Annotated in this window: 17 protein-coding genes; 4 read left to right on the top strand and 13 right to left on the bottom strand. The window is 36.8% G+C overall.

Translation table 11 applies throughout. The annotated features are described in order from the left end of the window. Positions 1–89: 89 nt before the first annotated feature. A complete protein-coding gene (locus tag MRBLBA3_RS18455; protein ID WP_363382842.1) occupies positions 90–428 on the top strand; it encodes a hypothetical protein in 339 nt (112 codons plus the stop codon). A gap of 372 nt (positions 429–800) precedes the next feature. Here MRBLBA3_RS18455 and MRBLBA3_RS18460 read toward each other — a convergent pair whose 3' ends face one another. The 7 genes from MRBLBA3_RS18460 to MRBLBA3_RS18490 all read right to left on the bottom strand — a co-directional run bounded on the left by MRBLBA3_RS18460 (position 801) and on the right by MRBLBA3_RS18490 (position 6,889). Next, the gene (locus MRBLBA3_RS18460) at positions 801–1,778 is read right to left on the bottom strand and encodes an ornithine cyclodeaminase family protein (RefSeq protein ID WP_363382845.1); all 978 of its coding nucleotides are present in this window, start codon (positions 1,776–1,778) and stop codon (positions 801–803) included. A gap of 19 nt (positions 1,779–1,797) precedes the next feature. After that, positions 1,798–2,850, bottom strand: coding sequence for a proline racemase family protein (locus MRBLBA3_RS18465; protein ID WP_363382847.1), 1,053 nt, complete (start codon positions 2,848–2,850; stop codon positions 1,798–1,800). Positions 2,851–3,103: 253 nt separating this feature from the next. Next, positions 3,104–3,565: a VOC family protein gene (locus MRBLBA3_RS18470; protein WP_098636391.1), complete on the bottom strand. Its 462-nt coding sequence runs from the start codon at positions 3,563–3,565 to the stop codon at positions 3,104–3,106. 240 nt (positions 3,566–3,805) lie between these two features. Continuing rightward, complete coding sequence (gene lhgO / locus MRBLBA3_RS18475; protein ID WP_363382851.1) at positions 3,806–5,008, bottom strand: L-2-hydroxyglutarate oxidase; 1,203 nt, start codon at positions 5,006–5,008, stop codon at positions 3,806–3,808. A 58-nt stretch (positions 5,009–5,066) separates the two neighbouring features. Further along, positions 5,067–6,005 (bottom strand): glutarate dioxygenase GlaH, encoded by a 939-nt coding sequence (gene glaH / locus MRBLBA3_RS18480; RefSeq protein WP_363382854.1) that lies wholly within the window; start codon positions 6,003–6,005, stop codon positions 5,067–5,069. Between the two features lie 310 nt (positions 6,006–6,315). Continuing rightward, positions 6,316–6,444: a hypothetical protein gene (locus MRBLBA3_RS18485; protein ID WP_000735815.1), complete on the bottom strand. Its 129-nt coding sequence runs from the start codon at positions 6,442–6,444 to the stop codon at positions 6,316–6,318. 91 nt (positions 6,445–6,535) lie between these two features. Next, entirely contained in the window at positions 6,536–6,889 is a 354-nt protein-coding gene (locus MRBLBA3_RS18490; protein WP_097884598.1) for a DUF3870 domain-containing protein, read from the bottom strand. 240 nt (positions 6,890–7,129) lie between these two features. Between MRBLBA3_RS18490 and MRBLBA3_RS18495 the strand changes: the two genes are divergently transcribed. Then, the gene (locus MRBLBA3_RS18495) at positions 7,130–7,345 is read left to right on the top strand and encodes a YflJ family protein (RefSeq protein WP_001036193.1); all 216 of its coding nucleotides are present in this window, start codon (positions 7,130–7,132) and stop codon (positions 7,343–7,345) included. Between the two features lie 462 nt (positions 7,346–7,807). Then, positions 7,808–8,308, top strand: a complete 501-nt coding sequence (locus tag MRBLBA3_RS18500; protein WP_363382863.1) for a DinB family protein — start codon at positions 7,808–7,810, stop codon at positions 8,306–8,308. 197 nt (positions 8,309–8,505) lie between these two features. Here MRBLBA3_RS18500 and MRBLBA3_RS18505 read toward each other — a convergent pair whose 3' ends face one another. The 3 genes from MRBLBA3_RS18505 to MRBLBA3_RS18515 all read right to left on the bottom strand — a co-directional run bounded on the left by MRBLBA3_RS18505 (position 8,506) and on the right by MRBLBA3_RS18515 (position 12,613). Further along, entirely contained in the window at positions 8,506–9,459 is a 954-nt protein-coding gene (locus MRBLBA3_RS18505; RefSeq protein WP_016128797.1) for a TRM11 family SAM-dependent methyltransferase, read from the bottom strand. 294 nt (positions 9,460–9,753) lie between these two features. Next, positions 9,754–11,343, bottom strand: a complete 1,590-nt coding sequence (locus tag MRBLBA3_RS18510) for an N-acetylmuramoyl-L-alanine amidase (RefSeq protein ID WP_363382866.1) — start codon at positions 11,341–11,343, stop codon at positions 9,754–9,756. Between the two features lie 220 nt (positions 11,344–11,563). Beyond that, a complete protein-coding gene (locus tag MRBLBA3_RS18515; RefSeq protein ID WP_044738311.1) occupies positions 11,564–12,613 on the bottom strand; it encodes a M42 family metallopeptidase in 1,050 nt (349 codons plus the stop codon). Positions 12,614–12,740: 127 nt separating this feature from the next. Between MRBLBA3_RS18515 and MRBLBA3_RS18520 the strand changes: the two genes are divergently transcribed. Beyond that, a complete protein-coding gene (locus MRBLBA3_RS18520; RefSeq protein ID WP_363382868.1) occupies positions 12,741–12,920 on the top strand; it encodes a hypothetical protein in 180 nt (59 codons plus the stop codon). A 20-nt stretch (positions 12,921–12,940) separates the two neighbouring features. Here MRBLBA3_RS18520 and MRBLBA3_RS18525 read toward each other — a convergent pair whose 3' ends face one another. From MRBLBA3_RS18525 to MRBLBA3_RS18535, 3 genes are all read right to left on the bottom strand, one after another. Further along, a complete protein-coding gene (locus MRBLBA3_RS18525) occupies positions 12,941–13,267 on the bottom strand; it encodes a nucleoside triphosphate pyrophosphohydrolase (protein WP_363382871.1) in 327 nt (108 codons plus the stop codon). A 17-nt stretch (positions 13,268–13,284) separates the two neighbouring features. Beyond that, positions 13,285–13,605: a hypothetical protein gene (locus tag MRBLBA3_RS18530; RefSeq protein WP_363382874.1), complete on the bottom strand. Its 321-nt coding sequence runs from the start codon at positions 13,603–13,605 to the stop codon at positions 13,285–13,287. Between the two features lie 136 nt (positions 13,606–13,741). Next, positions 13,742–14,530: an enoyl-CoA hydratase gene (locus MRBLBA3_RS18535; protein WP_002150258.1), complete on the bottom strand. Its 789-nt coding sequence runs from the start codon at positions 14,528–14,530 to the stop codon at positions 13,742–13,744. Between the last annotated feature and the right edge of the window lie 273 nt (positions 14,531–14,803).

A 14,803-nucleotide genomic window follows, 5' to 3' on the forward strand; every position in this document is an offset into this window, starting at 1 on the left:
CCTACAGGAAATTCTTCCAAAATGGTTGTTATATATAATTGAAAATGTAGAATGAGATTAAAGATAAAAAACACTTTTAGGAGGTTATCATGACATTTGATGAATTGAAAAAAAACAAACCAACAACCTCATGGGTTGAGTATGATGAAGATGGGGAATTTTTCACTGAAGAAAATATAAGTGCAACAAATAAAGTTCTCGACACTTACATTAACAATTTAGAGCAATTAGGCGAGAATCCAACCGAAGTCGAAGTAATGCAAGTTGTTAAAGAGGTAGTTATTAAACTAAATGAATTAAATATCGAACATGACCATTTTATCGAAACAATGGAAAGAGAAGATCTCTATGAATTTATCGATACAGGAGCACGAATAGCTGGCTTAGAATCCGAGGAAGATATAACAGAAGAATGGCGAGAATGGTAAAAAAAGCTGCATACTTAGTGTCTAAATTTACTCCTTCATAAAACTTTGTCCCTTATTCTCCAATTAGAAAATAAGGGACAAACAAAAACAACTCCATTAGAATCAAATACTGATATTTTTCTAAGTTCTTCTTCTCTAACTAAAATCAATCTATTTTCCAAACTCATTTCTCTAATCAATTACCAAGGTGTTTTGAACATAAATATCTTATACCCTTTAACACTAGCTTTTGCATTGCATTTGATATGTGTACACGCATTATAAACAAAAAGAACACCACAATCTCAACACACTTTCATGTGAAAATATATATAGATTTCCAAATAGAGTAACTTATCCCCCAAATGAAAAAGACCACCAAAAGGCAGTCCCTCAAAACTCAATCCTATTCCCCACGCCGCGCTCCACCGCTTTCTCATACAAATACTTCGCAACGATAATATCCACTACCGCCAAACCAACCGATTTAAAAACAGTAATCTCTTCATCGCTTTCGCGGCCTGTTCTTTCCCCGCTTATAATTTGACCAAGTTCAGCATGGATGTTGCTTGCTTCAAATAAACCTTCTCGCACTGGAACTTGAAGATCACCTGTTTCTTCTAGTGCTGCTTCTTTTGATTCGACTATTACTTTGTTAGCGCCCGCGATGGCGTGGGATGGTAGTTCTTGCATATTCGGTTTGAATGAGCCGACGGCGTTTACGTGGACGCCTTTTTGTAGTTTTTCTGAGAAGACTGGTGTGGATGCGTTCGTAGTTGTGACGATGATGTCTGCTTCGCTTATTGCTTCATTTGCATTTGTGTGAACATAAGCAGGTTTATTGAATCTCTCTTGTATATATTGCGAGAATGCATACGCTTTTTCTTCTGTTCGATTGTATAAAATGACTTTTTCGATATCTCTCACCGCAAATACAGCTTCAGCAATTCCTTTCGCTTGTTCACCTGTTCCGATAATGCACAAGTTTTTTGCATTATGACGAGCTAAATATTTTGTCGCTACTCCTGATAAGGCGCCTGTTCGAATCATCGTTAAGTACGATCCTTCTAAAAGTGCGAGCGGTTCTCCCGTTTGAAAGTCTGATAGCATCACAATCCCGTTTATCGTTTTCTTTCCTATCTTTTTGTTCTCGGGGACTACTGTTACTACTTTTAAGCCAAGTGCCTCAAGTCCTTCCGCTACTGAAGGCATAATTAATGCCGTATTTTTCTCGTTCGCAAATGGTAATGAGCCGCGAATTGGTGTGATCGTTCTTTCTGCTGAAAATTCTTTTAAAGCACGCGCCGCGCATTCAATGACTTCGTTCATATTTACTAAGTTTCTTTGTTCGTTTGCGCTTATGACTAGCATATCTTTCCACCTCCTCCTTTTAGCTTAACAAAAATCCCCGATTCAAATCATCTCTCGGGTCTACAACGAACTGATGAAACCCTGTAATAAATGCATTCCCCGTTACTTTCGGAATGACAGCTTCATATGTATCTACTGCGGTTACCGATAATACTTCTCCCTCAAATTGGCCGTCAGTAATGCATTCGTGAATGAACGTTTCTCCCTTTTGTAAGGCATCTTTTTCAAAAAGAGTTGCGATTCTTGCGGAAGTTCCTGTACCGCAAGGAGAACGGTCTACTTGCCCATCAGCGAAAATCGTTACATTTCGTAAGCTAGCGTCTTTCCCTTTCGGTTCATCTGAGAAAATAACGCCGTATATTCCTTTTAAATCTTCTTCAAGTGGATGTTTTACTTCCATTTGACTCTCAATGTAGTGCTTAATTTTACCTCCCCACGTTTGAATCGCAGCTAAATCTTTGAAATCAACTTTCAAACCAAATTCTTTACTATCTACAACAGCGTAGAACGCTCCGCCAAACGCGATATCTACTTGAAATTCATAGTTATCTATTTTAATAGGAACATCTTTCTTATATACAAATGAAGGAACGTTTTCAAATGATACTGACTCTACTTCGCTCCCGTTAAATTTTGCGTACGCAATAACTTCCCCGGCAGGGCTATCAATAATGAATTTTTGTTTTTCCCCTATCACTTCAAACATACCAGTTTCAATTCCTACTGTAATAACAGCGATAATTCCGTGACCACACATCGTACTCCAGCCTTCATTGTGCATAAATAATACACCAAAATCAGCATGAGCACTCGCAGGCGGAGTAATGATACAACCGTACATGCCGTGATGTCCTCTCGGTTCATACATAAGAACCTCGCGAAGGTGATCCAAATGTTCCATGCAGTATGCGCGTCTTTCTAGCTGCGTTTCTCCTTTTATTTCTGGCACGCCGCCTGTAATAATTCGAAGCGGTTCCCCAGCTACGTGAGCATCAATTGTCGTGTACACTTTACTAACCTTCATTTCTATCTCTCCCCTATATGTTGATACTCTTTTTATTGCAAATATCATGCCAACGCATAGAGTATAAAGTGAAACTTTAATCAGTGGGGGGCTTCATCCCCCACTGATTATTAGCCCACACCAATCGGGCTTTTACGGGCAGTTAATGCGGGATAAATCTGTATACATTTTTTGAAAAATACACACTACTGTCTACTTTTTTATACAGTAGGTGATTATTAGCCCCAAAACAAAAAATCCCCCGAAAACTCAGGGGGTGATTTAAGCCATAGATTTGCGGGATTTGAGTTAAAAATCAAATTTATTCTTCACTCCCCAAGCTTTCCCACTCACTCAAATACATGACGTCTTGTTTTACGTTTTTCTTTTCAGGAAGTAAACATAGAAATTCTAAAGAATTGCCGTCAGGGTCGTAAAAATAAAGATTTGCAGTCGGTGTCCACGTTTGAACCATAGGCTCGGAAGGTTCAAGACCGAAAGCGGCCCTTGGGTTTATTCCTTTATTAAGAAGCCATTCTCTTGCATGAATGATTTCTTCATAGTTAACCTTGAATGCAAAGTGACTTGTATGGAATGCTTCTTCCGATACCTCCCAAATGCCCAGCATTTGTTCCTTCTTATTTTCTTTATCAAACCAAAAGAATGCTACGCGGCGTTCTTCAATAGTGTGAGCATGAAATAATCCAAGTTTAGTATAAAACTCTTTTGCCACTTCTAAATTTTTTGTTTTAACATGTGTTTCATATAAAGTACCTGGAAACAAAGCATATCCCTCCTTTATATTTTTAGAAATTCTTACTATAAATCCTATTTTAATAAACTAGAAATAGAAGTGATGTCGTATTTTCTTTAAATAGTTTTCAATTTCGTAGCCCTAATACTAAAGAAAAATCACCACTGACTAAAATTTCACTTTATGAGAAGGGATGCTTCAAATTCATGATTTACGGTAATATTACGCTTCAAAATGAGGCGAATTTATGACTCAAATCACCCTGACCCATCAAACCCTAACCGCCACCACATCCGGCACTTGCTTCGCAATCTCCTCGCCAATCTTTATACTAGCCGTTGCCGCTGGAGATGGCGCATTACAAATGTGCAGAGAATTGATGCCAGGGATAATACAAAAGTCATCAACCATATTTCCGTTTGATAAAATGGCTTGTGCCCTTACACCTGCATGGGTTGGGACGATATCCTTTTCTGTTAGCTCTGATATTAAACGCTGTAAGCTTTTTAGGAATGATTGTTTACTGAATGAGCGCACCATTTCTTTTATGCCTTCTTTCATATTTGGCATCGCCATTTTCCAAAAGCCTGTGTATGTCATTGTTTCCATGAAGTCTTTTATATCAAAGTCTGTTTTCGTATAGCCTTCTCGCTTAAAGCTTAATACTGCGTTTGGTCCTGCATGTACGTCTCCGTTTATCATTCTTGTGAAATGAACACCTAAAAACGGAAATTCAGGATTTGGAACTGGATAGATTAAATGTTTTACGAGATGGCGTTTTTCTGGGACAAGTTCATAATATTCACCACGAAACGGAACAATTTTCATATCCGTTAATATGCCTGTCTTTTTCGCAATGCGATCACTATGTAAGCCAGCGCAGTTAATGAGAAATTTCGTTTTAAATACACCTTGATTTGTCTCAATTGTTACAGCGTCTTTCTTCTCAGTAATACGCTCCGCCGCTGTTCCTAAATGTACTTCTCCCCCGCTTTCTTGGATCAAACGGGCAAATGCATAACTTACGCCTTTATAATCAGCAATTCCGCAAGAAGGAACACGGATTGCCCCAAGTCCTTTTACATGCGGTTCAATTTCAGCTAATTCTTCCTTATCTATTTTTTCAATATGTAAATCGTTTTGTAAGCCTCTCTCATATAAGTTATGTAAAAGAGGAATTTCGTCCTTTTCTGTAGCGACAATTACTTTTCCGCACATGTCATAAGCGATGTCATTTTCTTTACAAAATTGAACCATAGCTGCATTTCCTTCTTTAGCAAACTTCGCTTTATAACTCCCTGGTTTATAATAAATTCCAGAATGAATTACTCCGCTATTATGTCCAGTTTGATGATGTGCAAGTTCCTTTTCTTTTTCAATGATCGCGATTTTCGCACGAGGGAATTTTTTCGTTAAAGCCATTCCTGTTGAAAGCCCAACAATTCCTCCGCCAATAATTATAAAGTCATACATCCTACTTCCCCCTTAATATGATGAAAGGCAGGCCTTTTTTAAGACCCACCGTACAAACTTATTTAGAAAAACAACCACGTTGACGCATTAGTTCTCTATATAAATCTTTATTTTTCTCAAATGCAGCTCTTCCGTGCATCCAAAATAAGTTGTTTAAAAGAACTAAGTCACCAATTGGTAATTTCAATGCATGTGTTGCTGGTGAATTTTCAACAGAATATGATAAGTCTTTCAAATAGTTTGCTTGTTCAATATTATCTGGATAAGCGAACTGATCAATAAAGCAAATACACGGGGCGTTATTTACGTCAAAAAACGTTTCACGATAGACGATTTCTTGCGAATTTTTACTTGGTGGTGCTTTATACGTAATTTTAACAGATGCGAGTGAATGCTCTCTAAATTTCTGAAGGTCTTCCCAATCGTCTAAATGTAGTAAACGAGATTCTCCGCCTACTGCATTTTGCTCTTCAATTTTCATCATAAGAAGCCAATCTGTCGGCTCATCAACGAATGTACCGTCTGTATGCAGTGTAAACAATCGATACGCTTGACGAAGGTAAGAATCACTACTATCTGTATCTTTCACATTAAATCTAGCATAATACGTTCCTGTCATTGCATCAAAGTTTGGCTCCCCGATTAAATGTGTTAATGCTGTTGCAAATTTCACGTAGTCTGCTGGATCTGCTGTTTCACCTTGCACCCCAATTGTAAATCCGCCCGTTTCACGGTCATGAATAATGCCGCGAATGTTATCCATAAATGATTGCCCAAAAATCTTTCTCATTCCATCCGCAAGATTAAATCGAGAATAAGGAATATATTGCAGTGACTGCTCTGAATGCTCTTTTACCTCTTCAAAAAAATGCTTAAGCAATTGCTGATTTAAAACAATATGATATAAACGCTTATGCTCTGGATGAGGAGCAATTTCATACCCCTCATATTCCTTTGCAAATTTCATCTTCGCATTTTGTTCTGTAATAATCGACATTTCAATTCCTCCCTAATTTAAATATGAAGAACGTATTGACGCTTTTTACAGACAGTTATCCTTATCTTCTTATGCTGAGATTCGGTCTTACTGTCCTAACAACGAAAAAGCCAGTTATACGCATACCACGACATAAAATCGTAGAAACGTACAACTGGCTCATAATTACGAATGTTCTTTAATCTCTTAAAGTACAATAATAATAGACAGTTTGTATGAAAATATTTATAAAACAGGAAAGCAAGATCGGATATAGAGAAGGCTAATTTCTCGTATGGATCTTATTAATTAAATAATAATTCAAAATATTCTAACTGTCAATTCGTTTTTTATTATTTTCTCGACATACTTTACACATGTTACAAATCCCTTTACTTTCTGCGCACCCTCTTTTTTTCGTCTCTTGTTTTACAACTTGCCCTTCATTTAACTTTTTCATAGTTCTTGCCTCCTCAATATAAAAAGCCAGTCGTATCTCTTTAAAAAGAAATACAACTGGCTCTCGTTTATGGTTGTAAACTAGACAGTTTTTATGGTGTTGTTTCCTCGTACTCTCCTCTGGGCTGTTCATCATTTAAATAACTTACGTATTGGCGATGCAAATCTTTGACCGCACTGACGATAGCATTTTGCGCTTTTCCTTGATAATGGTCCGTAATATCTTGAACGATCTCTTCAATACCATCTTGCAAACTATGTCCTCTCAAAATTTGAGAAACGAAGTCTCTACCGTGCTCTGTCGCAAGCGTACATGACGCTTCAATAATGACGTGATATTTATGATCTGCCTCAATTGTAATCGTTAATGTTTCGTACATACTGCGAACAGCCATCCCTTTCGGAAGTCTCGAATGTCCTGCCATAAAAAATGTCCCTTTACGCATATTTCATCCTCCGTTACTATGTTAAGAGCCAGAAAAACAATGTACACATTTACATTGAATTTTACTACCCTTATCCTTATAGCTCGTACTTCTGCTAAAGAAGCTCAAGTGGAAAGAAGTTACTCTCTTCATTTTCAAACATAAATCCGGGCTTACAGCGAGGCTAATCACTGTCATCCGATAATAAGTTAATCATAATAAAAATAAACTGAATATTCAATATTAAACTCCGAAAATTTCATGAATAAAAAAAGAAAATTCTCTCGCCCAGGCACATATACTGTTCAAAAGAAAAAAGGAAGTGGTCTCATGTATTACGGAACAAAAGGCTGGTACGTAGCCGAACTAAAGAAATTAGGTGTTCGCTATCATGAAGGACGAAAACTAGAAAGTTACCGCGGACACGTATTACGCAATTTACTAATTGCACAACAAGAGAAGACGAAAGAAGAGTAATTTACTAACAAAACAACTCTCGAGATATATCGTCTATTCAACAAATCCCGTCAAATCTCCCATCTAAACTACCAACTAATCACACATTGATACAAGCCAAAAAAAGGTCACCTACACAGGCATGCCCATCAACTTAAGAATTCAGAATCACCACAAAATGAAAAAATAAGCTTTTTTGTCACAAGTGTAGCTTTGTAAAAAAGATTGATTAAAAACATCAAACCTCTATAGATTTCTTAGAGGTTTGATGTTTTCTTGTTGGATATTTATGTTAATCTAACGATAAACATTGTGAAGAAATGTACTTCAACTAACAGGGCAGGTTAGTTGAAGATTGCTTTGACCTTTGTTCAACAATTGGGCCATTTAGTTGAAGATCTCATCAAATAAGTAATGATATTTAAAGGAATAATTCATTCTGATAAAGAACATTAAAAAACGTGATGATAAGGAGACGATTGTATGGAAAATCATGTAGAAAATCTATATAACTATCATGTATGGGCAAATCAACGGATTATTGATCATCTTAAGACACTTTCTCCTGAGAAATATCAAAAGGAAATGAAAAGTGTCTTTTCTTCTGTTTCAAAGGTTTTATCTCATCTCTATTTGGTGGAATATGGATGGCTTCATACCCTTGAGGGTCAGAGTATGAATGAAGCAATGCAATCTTCATTTCAAATTCAAGAAAAGATTGAGAAACTGCCCATTGAAGACTTAGAAACGGAATTTCACACTTTAACATCCCGGTTTAAAACCTTTTTGAACAGACAGGAGGATATGGAAAAGAGAATAATGTTGGATAATCCATGGGCAGGATTAAGAGAAACAAGTATATCTGAAATGGTCTTACACGTTGTGAATCATGGAACCTATCATAGAGGGAATATTTCAGCTATGTTACATCAGTTGGGTGATTCTTCAGTTATGACTGATTATGCTTTTTATTGGTATTCTTGAAATGTTATTCATTAAGGCTCAGTAAAATAATCAAACTTTTTTATAAAAATCTCATACTTAGCTAAAAAGGGTAACTCCATTTTGATCAATCTTTATTCAAAATGGAGTTTTTATATTTGTTGTTAAATAAAAAAGGATAATCAGCCTCATAATGGACTAACTATCCTGTAATTTAATAAACGGGTGACCTTTCTTTCTTATTCACAAACAAGAATTTGTCTAGAAAATGATCCTTTTCTTGTGATACAGCGGTCTGTAATTTCAAATCCCGCTTCATGGATCATGTCGTCCATTGTTTCCATCGTGACAACGACTACCTTTTTAGCGATGCGGCGCGCACTTGAAAGAATGGAGAACTGGTCTTCTGGTGTTGCATGCGTAAATAAGTCATACGGCATATCGATAATTGCAACGTCGTAGTTCTCAGTAATTTCCTCGATTGGACCTTTTGTTACTGTTCCTTCAAACCCGAAATGTGCGATGTTTTTTCTCGTTCCGAGCACCACAAGTGGATTTATATCTCTACCAACGATGTTAATCCCCATAGAAAGTGCTTCTACTACTACTGTTCCAATGCCGCAGCACGGGTCAATTGCTCGTACTCCATCTGGGTTTGGTACAGCGATATTTGCGACAGCTCTAGCAACACGTGTGCTCAGTGATGTCGAATAGCTATGCGGTTTTTTTATGTGATGATACCAAACCGGATCACTTTCTACATAGTGTCCGAAGTACCAGCGTCCTCCAAGAGGAACAATCCCGAATACACGCTCTGGATTACGAACATCCGCTTCTCCTTCAATATGCATACCGAGGTCTCGTTCAATAAGGCGTCTTTCTCCATATTCAATTTTATTTTCTTTACCAAGATCATTGATTTTAACGAAGATAACTTTGAATGTCGCTCCCGCTAAATCAATTTGTTCCACTTGTTTTAAAATGCTTTCTAAGTCGTCCCCTTCATACATAACCTCGACGCGCTCTTTAATAAACGGACTTCTACTCGGAGCAATCTTGACTTCACTTTTTAAAATATTAACGTGAGACTCCATCCCAAAGAACGAGCGCATTTCCAAGTAACATAAAGCACGCTCCTCTTCGCGAAATGCATACGTATATATACATGCAGGTGTTTTACTATAATTACTCAATCTATTATCATCCTTTATCGTTTAAAATTGTTATGATCAAAATTACTCAAATACTTTTTTCATATAAAATTAAATGATATCATATGCCCGAAATAAAGAGAAACCTTTATAATTCATTTAATAAAGTGAAAATTCAATCCGGCCGCACCAATCGGGCGTTTATGGGCAGTTGATCTCCCACTTAGCTTCCTCGTGTTCGTCTAATTTCTAGGTGGGAATCTTACTGCCCACAAATAGCGGGATAAATAAAAGAGACTGCCTCTCAGCAATCTCTTCTATCATTCTCTCTATTTATTAACGGTACGAAGATACGTCATTACCCATTGCTTCGTAGTAATCTAAAATACCTTGATAAATAGCTTCTGCTGCACTTTGTCTCTGTTCTGGTGTAGCAATTTTATCTGCATCACTTTTATTATCTACAAATGCTAATTCTGTTAATACAGCTGGCATTGTATTTTCTCTAGTTACGTATAAGTCCTGATGTTTCGCACCACGATCTTTTGTTCCAAGTGCATTCACAAGACGGTTTTGAATTTTTTCTGCTAATAAACGACTCTCTTCTACATTTGGATTCGTTGCTCGTGCTCGTGCTGAGTCATAATATAATGTTTCTGTGCCTTGTCCATTTTTCAATTCAGAACCATTAGCATGGATACTTACAAAAATATCTCCATTATTTTGCTGTGCAAATTCTACACGTTTTTTTAAAGAATCAGGACCACTTGTTCCTGGACGTGTATCATCTGTACGAGTGAATAACACAGTAAACGGTGTCTTTTTCTCAAATATTTTCTGTAATCGTAATGATACATCTAATACGGTTTTACTTTCTTTCTCATAATAACCAGGGTTCCCCGAGTCAATTCCACCATGACCTGGATCAATAATAATCGCTTTACCTTCTAGGAAGTTACCTTGCTTCACTGGGTTTAATTGATTTTTATCCACCCATTGGAAACCAGCTCCCATACGGATACGAATCCAGCTACCATTCTCTTCAATAACAGTTACTTTTTGTGAATTATATGTACCTGACACTTTAGATTGATGCGAAGCTTCTGCATACGCAGTAAATCCTTCATTAATAACATCTGTTTTCTCTGTTAAAGGCGTCCACTTCTCACCTTTACTTGTTACAACTTTCAACCAACCATCCGCTCTTTGCTCTTTCACTTCAAGCATTTGTGGCTTATGTTGAGTGTCAGTAATACCAGATGATAACGATGCTTGATGATATGTAATAAAGTTTCTGTTCATATACATTCTTTTCGATGTATTTGTTTTATTTTTATCTGCCATCGCGATGAACTGAGCTGCTTCAGCACGACTTACAGTACCGTCAGGCTTCCAACCATTTCCTGTACCCATTGAAATCTCTAAAGCTACTAAAATATTAGCTTGTTTCTTACCCCAATGAGGTTCCAAATCATTAAACTGTGTTGGAAGTTCTCCAATAATTTTCTTGTCTAATGAATATGCTTGTACAAGCATAGATGCCATAGATGCACGGTTAATTTGGCTTGATGGATTGAATTTTCCAGTACCATCTCCACTAATTACACCTGCTTTTTCTACCGCAGCAATATATGGTGCTGCCCAATGATCTTGCGAATCTTTAAAAGATGGTTTCGCTTTTGGATCAATTGGTAAACCAAGAACTACCGCTAATATTTTTGCAGCTGATCCTTTATCTACTGCTTCAGATGGAGAAAACGTTCCATCTGGTTTTCCATCAAGTGCTTTTTTCCCTACTAAATAGTCAACCGATTCCTGCGCCCATGTAGGAACATCCGAAAACTTTTTCCCTGCTGCGAAACTACTAACTGGAGACGATAATAAACTTGCGGCTAAAATACCAGCCGCGACTGCACGATACTTCATAAAAAATAATACTCCTCTCAAAAATCATTTACAATAACGCGTAATCTTAATATACAAATTATAACAAATACGAGCAAAAAAAAATTAGTGCGCCTCTATCATTCTATAATACTAGAATTCTGTAGTAAACCTACTTTCTTAATATTGTACAATAAAATACAATTAAAGTAGTTTTTATACACAAAAAAGTGGCTGATTCATAGAATCAACCACCCTCTCACTATTCTACTATCATTTCTGATAACACATATGCATAAACAAGTGCTTCTGTATGTGCAATCGAGCTTTCATGCGTACGCTCAAATGCGTGAGAAGAATCAATACCAGCTCCAATTAATGCATGTTTCACATCAAATCCAGCGCGAATCGCAGCTGATGCGTCTGATCCGTAGTAGGGATAAATATCCACTTTATATTCAATAGCATTCGCTTTCGCCAATTCAACTAAATGCTTACGTAAAGCGTAGTGGTATGGACCGCTAGAGTCTTTCGCACAAATGGATACTGTATATTCATCAGATGCTTGTCCATCACCTAACGCTCCCATATCAACTGCTAAATATTCTACCGTCTCTTCTGGAATGTTTGAGTTACCACCGTACCCAATCTCTTCATTATTAGAAATTAAGAAATGTGTTGTATACGGTAATGTTACCTTTTCATCTTGCAATCTTTTAATTAATTTTAATAGAATTGCTACACTTACTTTATCGTCTAAATGACGTGATTTTATGTATCCACTCTCTGTAATTTGAACGCGCGGATCAAATGAAACGAAGTCTCCTACTTCAATTCCTAACTCACGTACTTCATCTGCTGAAAAGACACGCTCATCAATACGCACTTCAATATTTTTCTCATCGCGCTTCGCTTCCCCTGCATCTTTGTACACATGGACAGAAGTTTGATGCATTAAAATTGTACCTGTATACTTCTTACCGCTTGACGTTTCAATTTCGCAATATTCCCCTTCTACAGAGTTCCAGCGAAATCCACCAATCATAGATAGACGAAGACGACCGTCAGACTTAATTTCTTTCACCATCGCACCTAACGTATCAACATGTGCAGTTAATAAACGATGCTGATCATCATTCTTTCCTTTAACCGTTAAAATAAGAGCACCTTTATTATTACGCTTCGTCTCTACATTCCACTCACTTACATAGTTTTCAATAAAATTAATAATTTTCGCAGTGTTTCCAGATGGACTTGGAATAGAGACAAGCTCTTTAATTAATTCCATCGTTTCTTTTGCATGATGTGCCATTGTCGTTTCCTCCTCATTCTCTCTACTATTTAGTATAGCGAAATTGCGATAAAACCTCTACTCATATAGTTTAATTTTCTAAATTATAGTAAAATTTAGTTTAGTAAGTAAAAAGGAGATAACAAAAATGAATGTAACGAAAAAACATGTACATATTGCACTTATTTGGTTTTTATCATCATTACTATGTTTACAAGTTTCTTATGTCTTTCACACTACTACTTCAATTACAATCGGCTGGACATTAACTGTTATCTTCTTAATCGTTAGCCTAATTATAGGAAAAAAGCACGGCGCTACTGAGTAAGCTGTGCTTTTTCTATAAAACTACTCTTCCGAAACGTCCATCAAATAAATCCCTCTTGTAAATCCGCCGTGCTCTTCTTCTTTCTGCTTACGACGACGCTCTACCTCTTCAATTGTTGCACCTTCTGCACGCGCTAAGGAAATAATAACTTCAAGTGCATCTGCAAGTGAATCTAGCGCATGTTCACGCTCTTTCATCGAAGCAAATTCACGAATTTCTTCTGTACCAATTTTCGCTAACGCTTGTATGTAAGCTTGTCCTGTTAATTTTTGTGCTGTATATGTTTTTCCAGACATTAAAATTTTCTCCGGGACACGGTCTCTTACTAATTTGTTATAAGTTGACATCACTGTTCCTCCTATTTTTAATAACACCCAAGCTCTGCCTTATAGAAAAACCACTCTTTTTTCACACAAGCACTTAACATATCAATTCCCGATCCGTGCGCCCTTACTACCGGAAAGAAGTAATGCTCTGGTTCTTCTTTCTTATCGCCGTATAAGGTCCGGTACTCATCAGGAATCGCCTCTTTTTTCACATCCCGTTCTTTCTTCACTTCACCTGAGAAAGCAACAGTTGGATGTCCCTCAAAGAATAATGCAGTCCGTACCGCAAGAGATGGTGTACTATGCAAAGCATAATATGTAAGTAAAATCATAACGATAACACCGATAATTCTCTTCATTTATACTCCTAAAAAAAGTGCTAACACAATTATACTAAAATGTGTTAGCACTTTCTTCCCTTTATCTCGAATTAACGGGCAGTAAAACTAATAATCCGCGGGGGATAAACAAATCCCCACGGATTAACGTTTCAATTTATTCCCCTTTAAATGCTGGTAAACGTTTTTCTAGAAAAGCAGCAATACCTTCTTTATGGTCCGCTGTTTGTCTCATCGCATATTGACCACGCTTTTCAAGCTGAAGCGTTTGTTCTAAATTAGAACGATTGACTTCACATAAAATTTGTTTCGTTTGAATCATCGCCTTGATTGGTTTGTGTAACCATTCATTAATTTTTTGCTTCACAGCCGTTTGGAAATCCTCACCGATTACTTCATCAATTAAACCGATATCTAATGCTTCTGTCGCTGATAATTTCTTCCCTTCCCAAATGATTTTCTTCGTCATATTTTCACCGACGCGCTTTTGAAGGAAGAAATGGCCACCACCATCTGGAATTAAAGCGATTCCAATAAAGTTCATCGCAATAACTGATGATATATCTGCCATAACATAATCAGCTGTTAATGCAATACTTAATCCAAGTCCAGCAGTTGGTCCATGAATTGCACTAATAACAAGCTTTGGCATCGTATATAACGTCACCACGATTTCAGAAATTGTATTCATGATACCTTCAAACTTACTTTCATCATTACTTGAAAGCATCGATTTAATATCTCCACCCGCAGAAAAACCACGGCCACTGCCGCATAACACAACAACGTGAACAGAACTTTCCGCCACTTCTTTCAACTTTTGTAATAACTCTTTTAACGTTGGTTCATCTAATGCATTTAAAACCTCTGGGCGATTGACCATAACCGTTGCTACGCGCCCTTCATATTTCACAACAACAGATTCTGTTTTACTTGTTACTTCCATTATATATACCCCTCTTTTCCACATAAAGATTATACTTCTATAATTATAGAAAGCATGTTAAAAACCCTTCTTTTTTCTTAATTTTCTGTCTAATTTTCTCGTAATTTGTATATATGTCCGTATAAAACATACAATTTCGTTAAAAAATATAGAAATTAAAGTTGGTTTATCATTGCTTTTCATCTATTTACCATTGCAATGAAATGGTGTATTCTTAAGTTTGATGCAAAAAACAAACATTGAAATTCATTCACCTTACTATGCCAAAAAAAG

It is taken from the genome of Bacillus sp. LBA3-1-1.1, assembly GCF_040676495.1.
GTDB classification, from domain to species: Bacteria; Bacillota; Bacilli; order Bacillales; family Bacillaceae_G; genus Bacillus_A; species Bacillus_A nitratireducens.

Excerpts from the sequence above, each read along its gene's own strand:
- MRBLBA3_RS18455 (WP_363382842.1), top strand. The coding sequence starts at position 90 with ATGACATTTGATGAATTGAAAAAAAACAAACCAACAACCTCATGGGTT.
- MRBLBA3_RS18490 (WP_097884598.1), bottom strand. The coding sequence starts at position 6,889 with ATGCGTAAAGGGACATTTTTTATGGCAGGACATTCGAGACTTCCGAAA.
- MRBLBA3_RS18500 (WP_363382863.1), top strand. The coding sequence starts at position 7,808 with ATGGAAAATCATGTAGAAAATCTATATAACTATCATGTATGGGCAAAT.
- lhgO (WP_363382851.1), bottom strand. The coding sequence starts at position 5,008 with ATGTATGACTTTATAATTATTGGCGGAGGAATTGTTGGGCTTTCAACA.
- glaH (WP_363382854.1), bottom strand. The coding sequence starts at position 6,005 with ATGTCGATTATTACAGAACAAAATGCGAAGATGAAATTTGCAAAGGAA.
- MRBLBA3_RS18530 (WP_363382874.1), bottom strand. The coding sequence starts at position 13,605 with ATGAAGAGAATTATCGGTGTTATCGTTATGATTTTACTTACATATTAT.
- MRBLBA3_RS18520 (WP_363382868.1), top strand. The coding sequence starts at position 12,741 with ATGAATGTAACGAAAAAACATGTACATATTGCACTTATTTGGTTTTTA.
- MRBLBA3_RS18460 (WP_363382845.1), bottom strand. The coding sequence starts at position 1,778 with ATGCTAGTCATAAGCGCAAACGAACAAAGAAACTTAGTAAATATGAAC.
- MRBLBA3_RS18495 (WP_001036193.1), top strand. The coding sequence starts at position 7,130 with ATGAATAAAAAAAGAAAATTCTCTCGCCCAGGCACATATACTGTTCAA.
- MRBLBA3_RS18485 (WP_000735815.1), bottom strand. The coding sequence starts at position 6,444 with ATGAAAAAGTTAAATGAAGGGCAAGTTGTAAAACAAGAGACGAAAAAA.
- MRBLBA3_RS18515 (WP_044738311.1), bottom strand. The coding sequence starts at position 12,613 with ATGGCACATCATGCAAAAGAAACGATGGAATTAATTAAAGAGCTTGTC.
- MRBLBA3_RS18525 (WP_363382871.1), bottom strand. The coding sequence starts at position 13,267 with ATGTCAACTTATAACAAATTAGTAAGAGACCGTGTCCCGGAGAAAATT.
- MRBLBA3_RS18465 (WP_363382847.1), bottom strand. The coding sequence starts at position 2,850 with ATGATATTTGCAATAAAAAGAGTATCAACATATAGGGGAGAGATAGAA.
- MRBLBA3_RS18535 (WP_002150258.1), bottom strand. The coding sequence starts at position 14,530 with ATGGAAGTAACAAGTAAAACAGAATCTGTTGTTGTGAAATATGAAGGG.
- MRBLBA3_RS18510 (WP_363382866.1), bottom strand. The coding sequence starts at position 11,343 with ATGAAGTATCGTGCAGTCGCGGCTGGTATTTTAGCCGCAAGTTTATTA.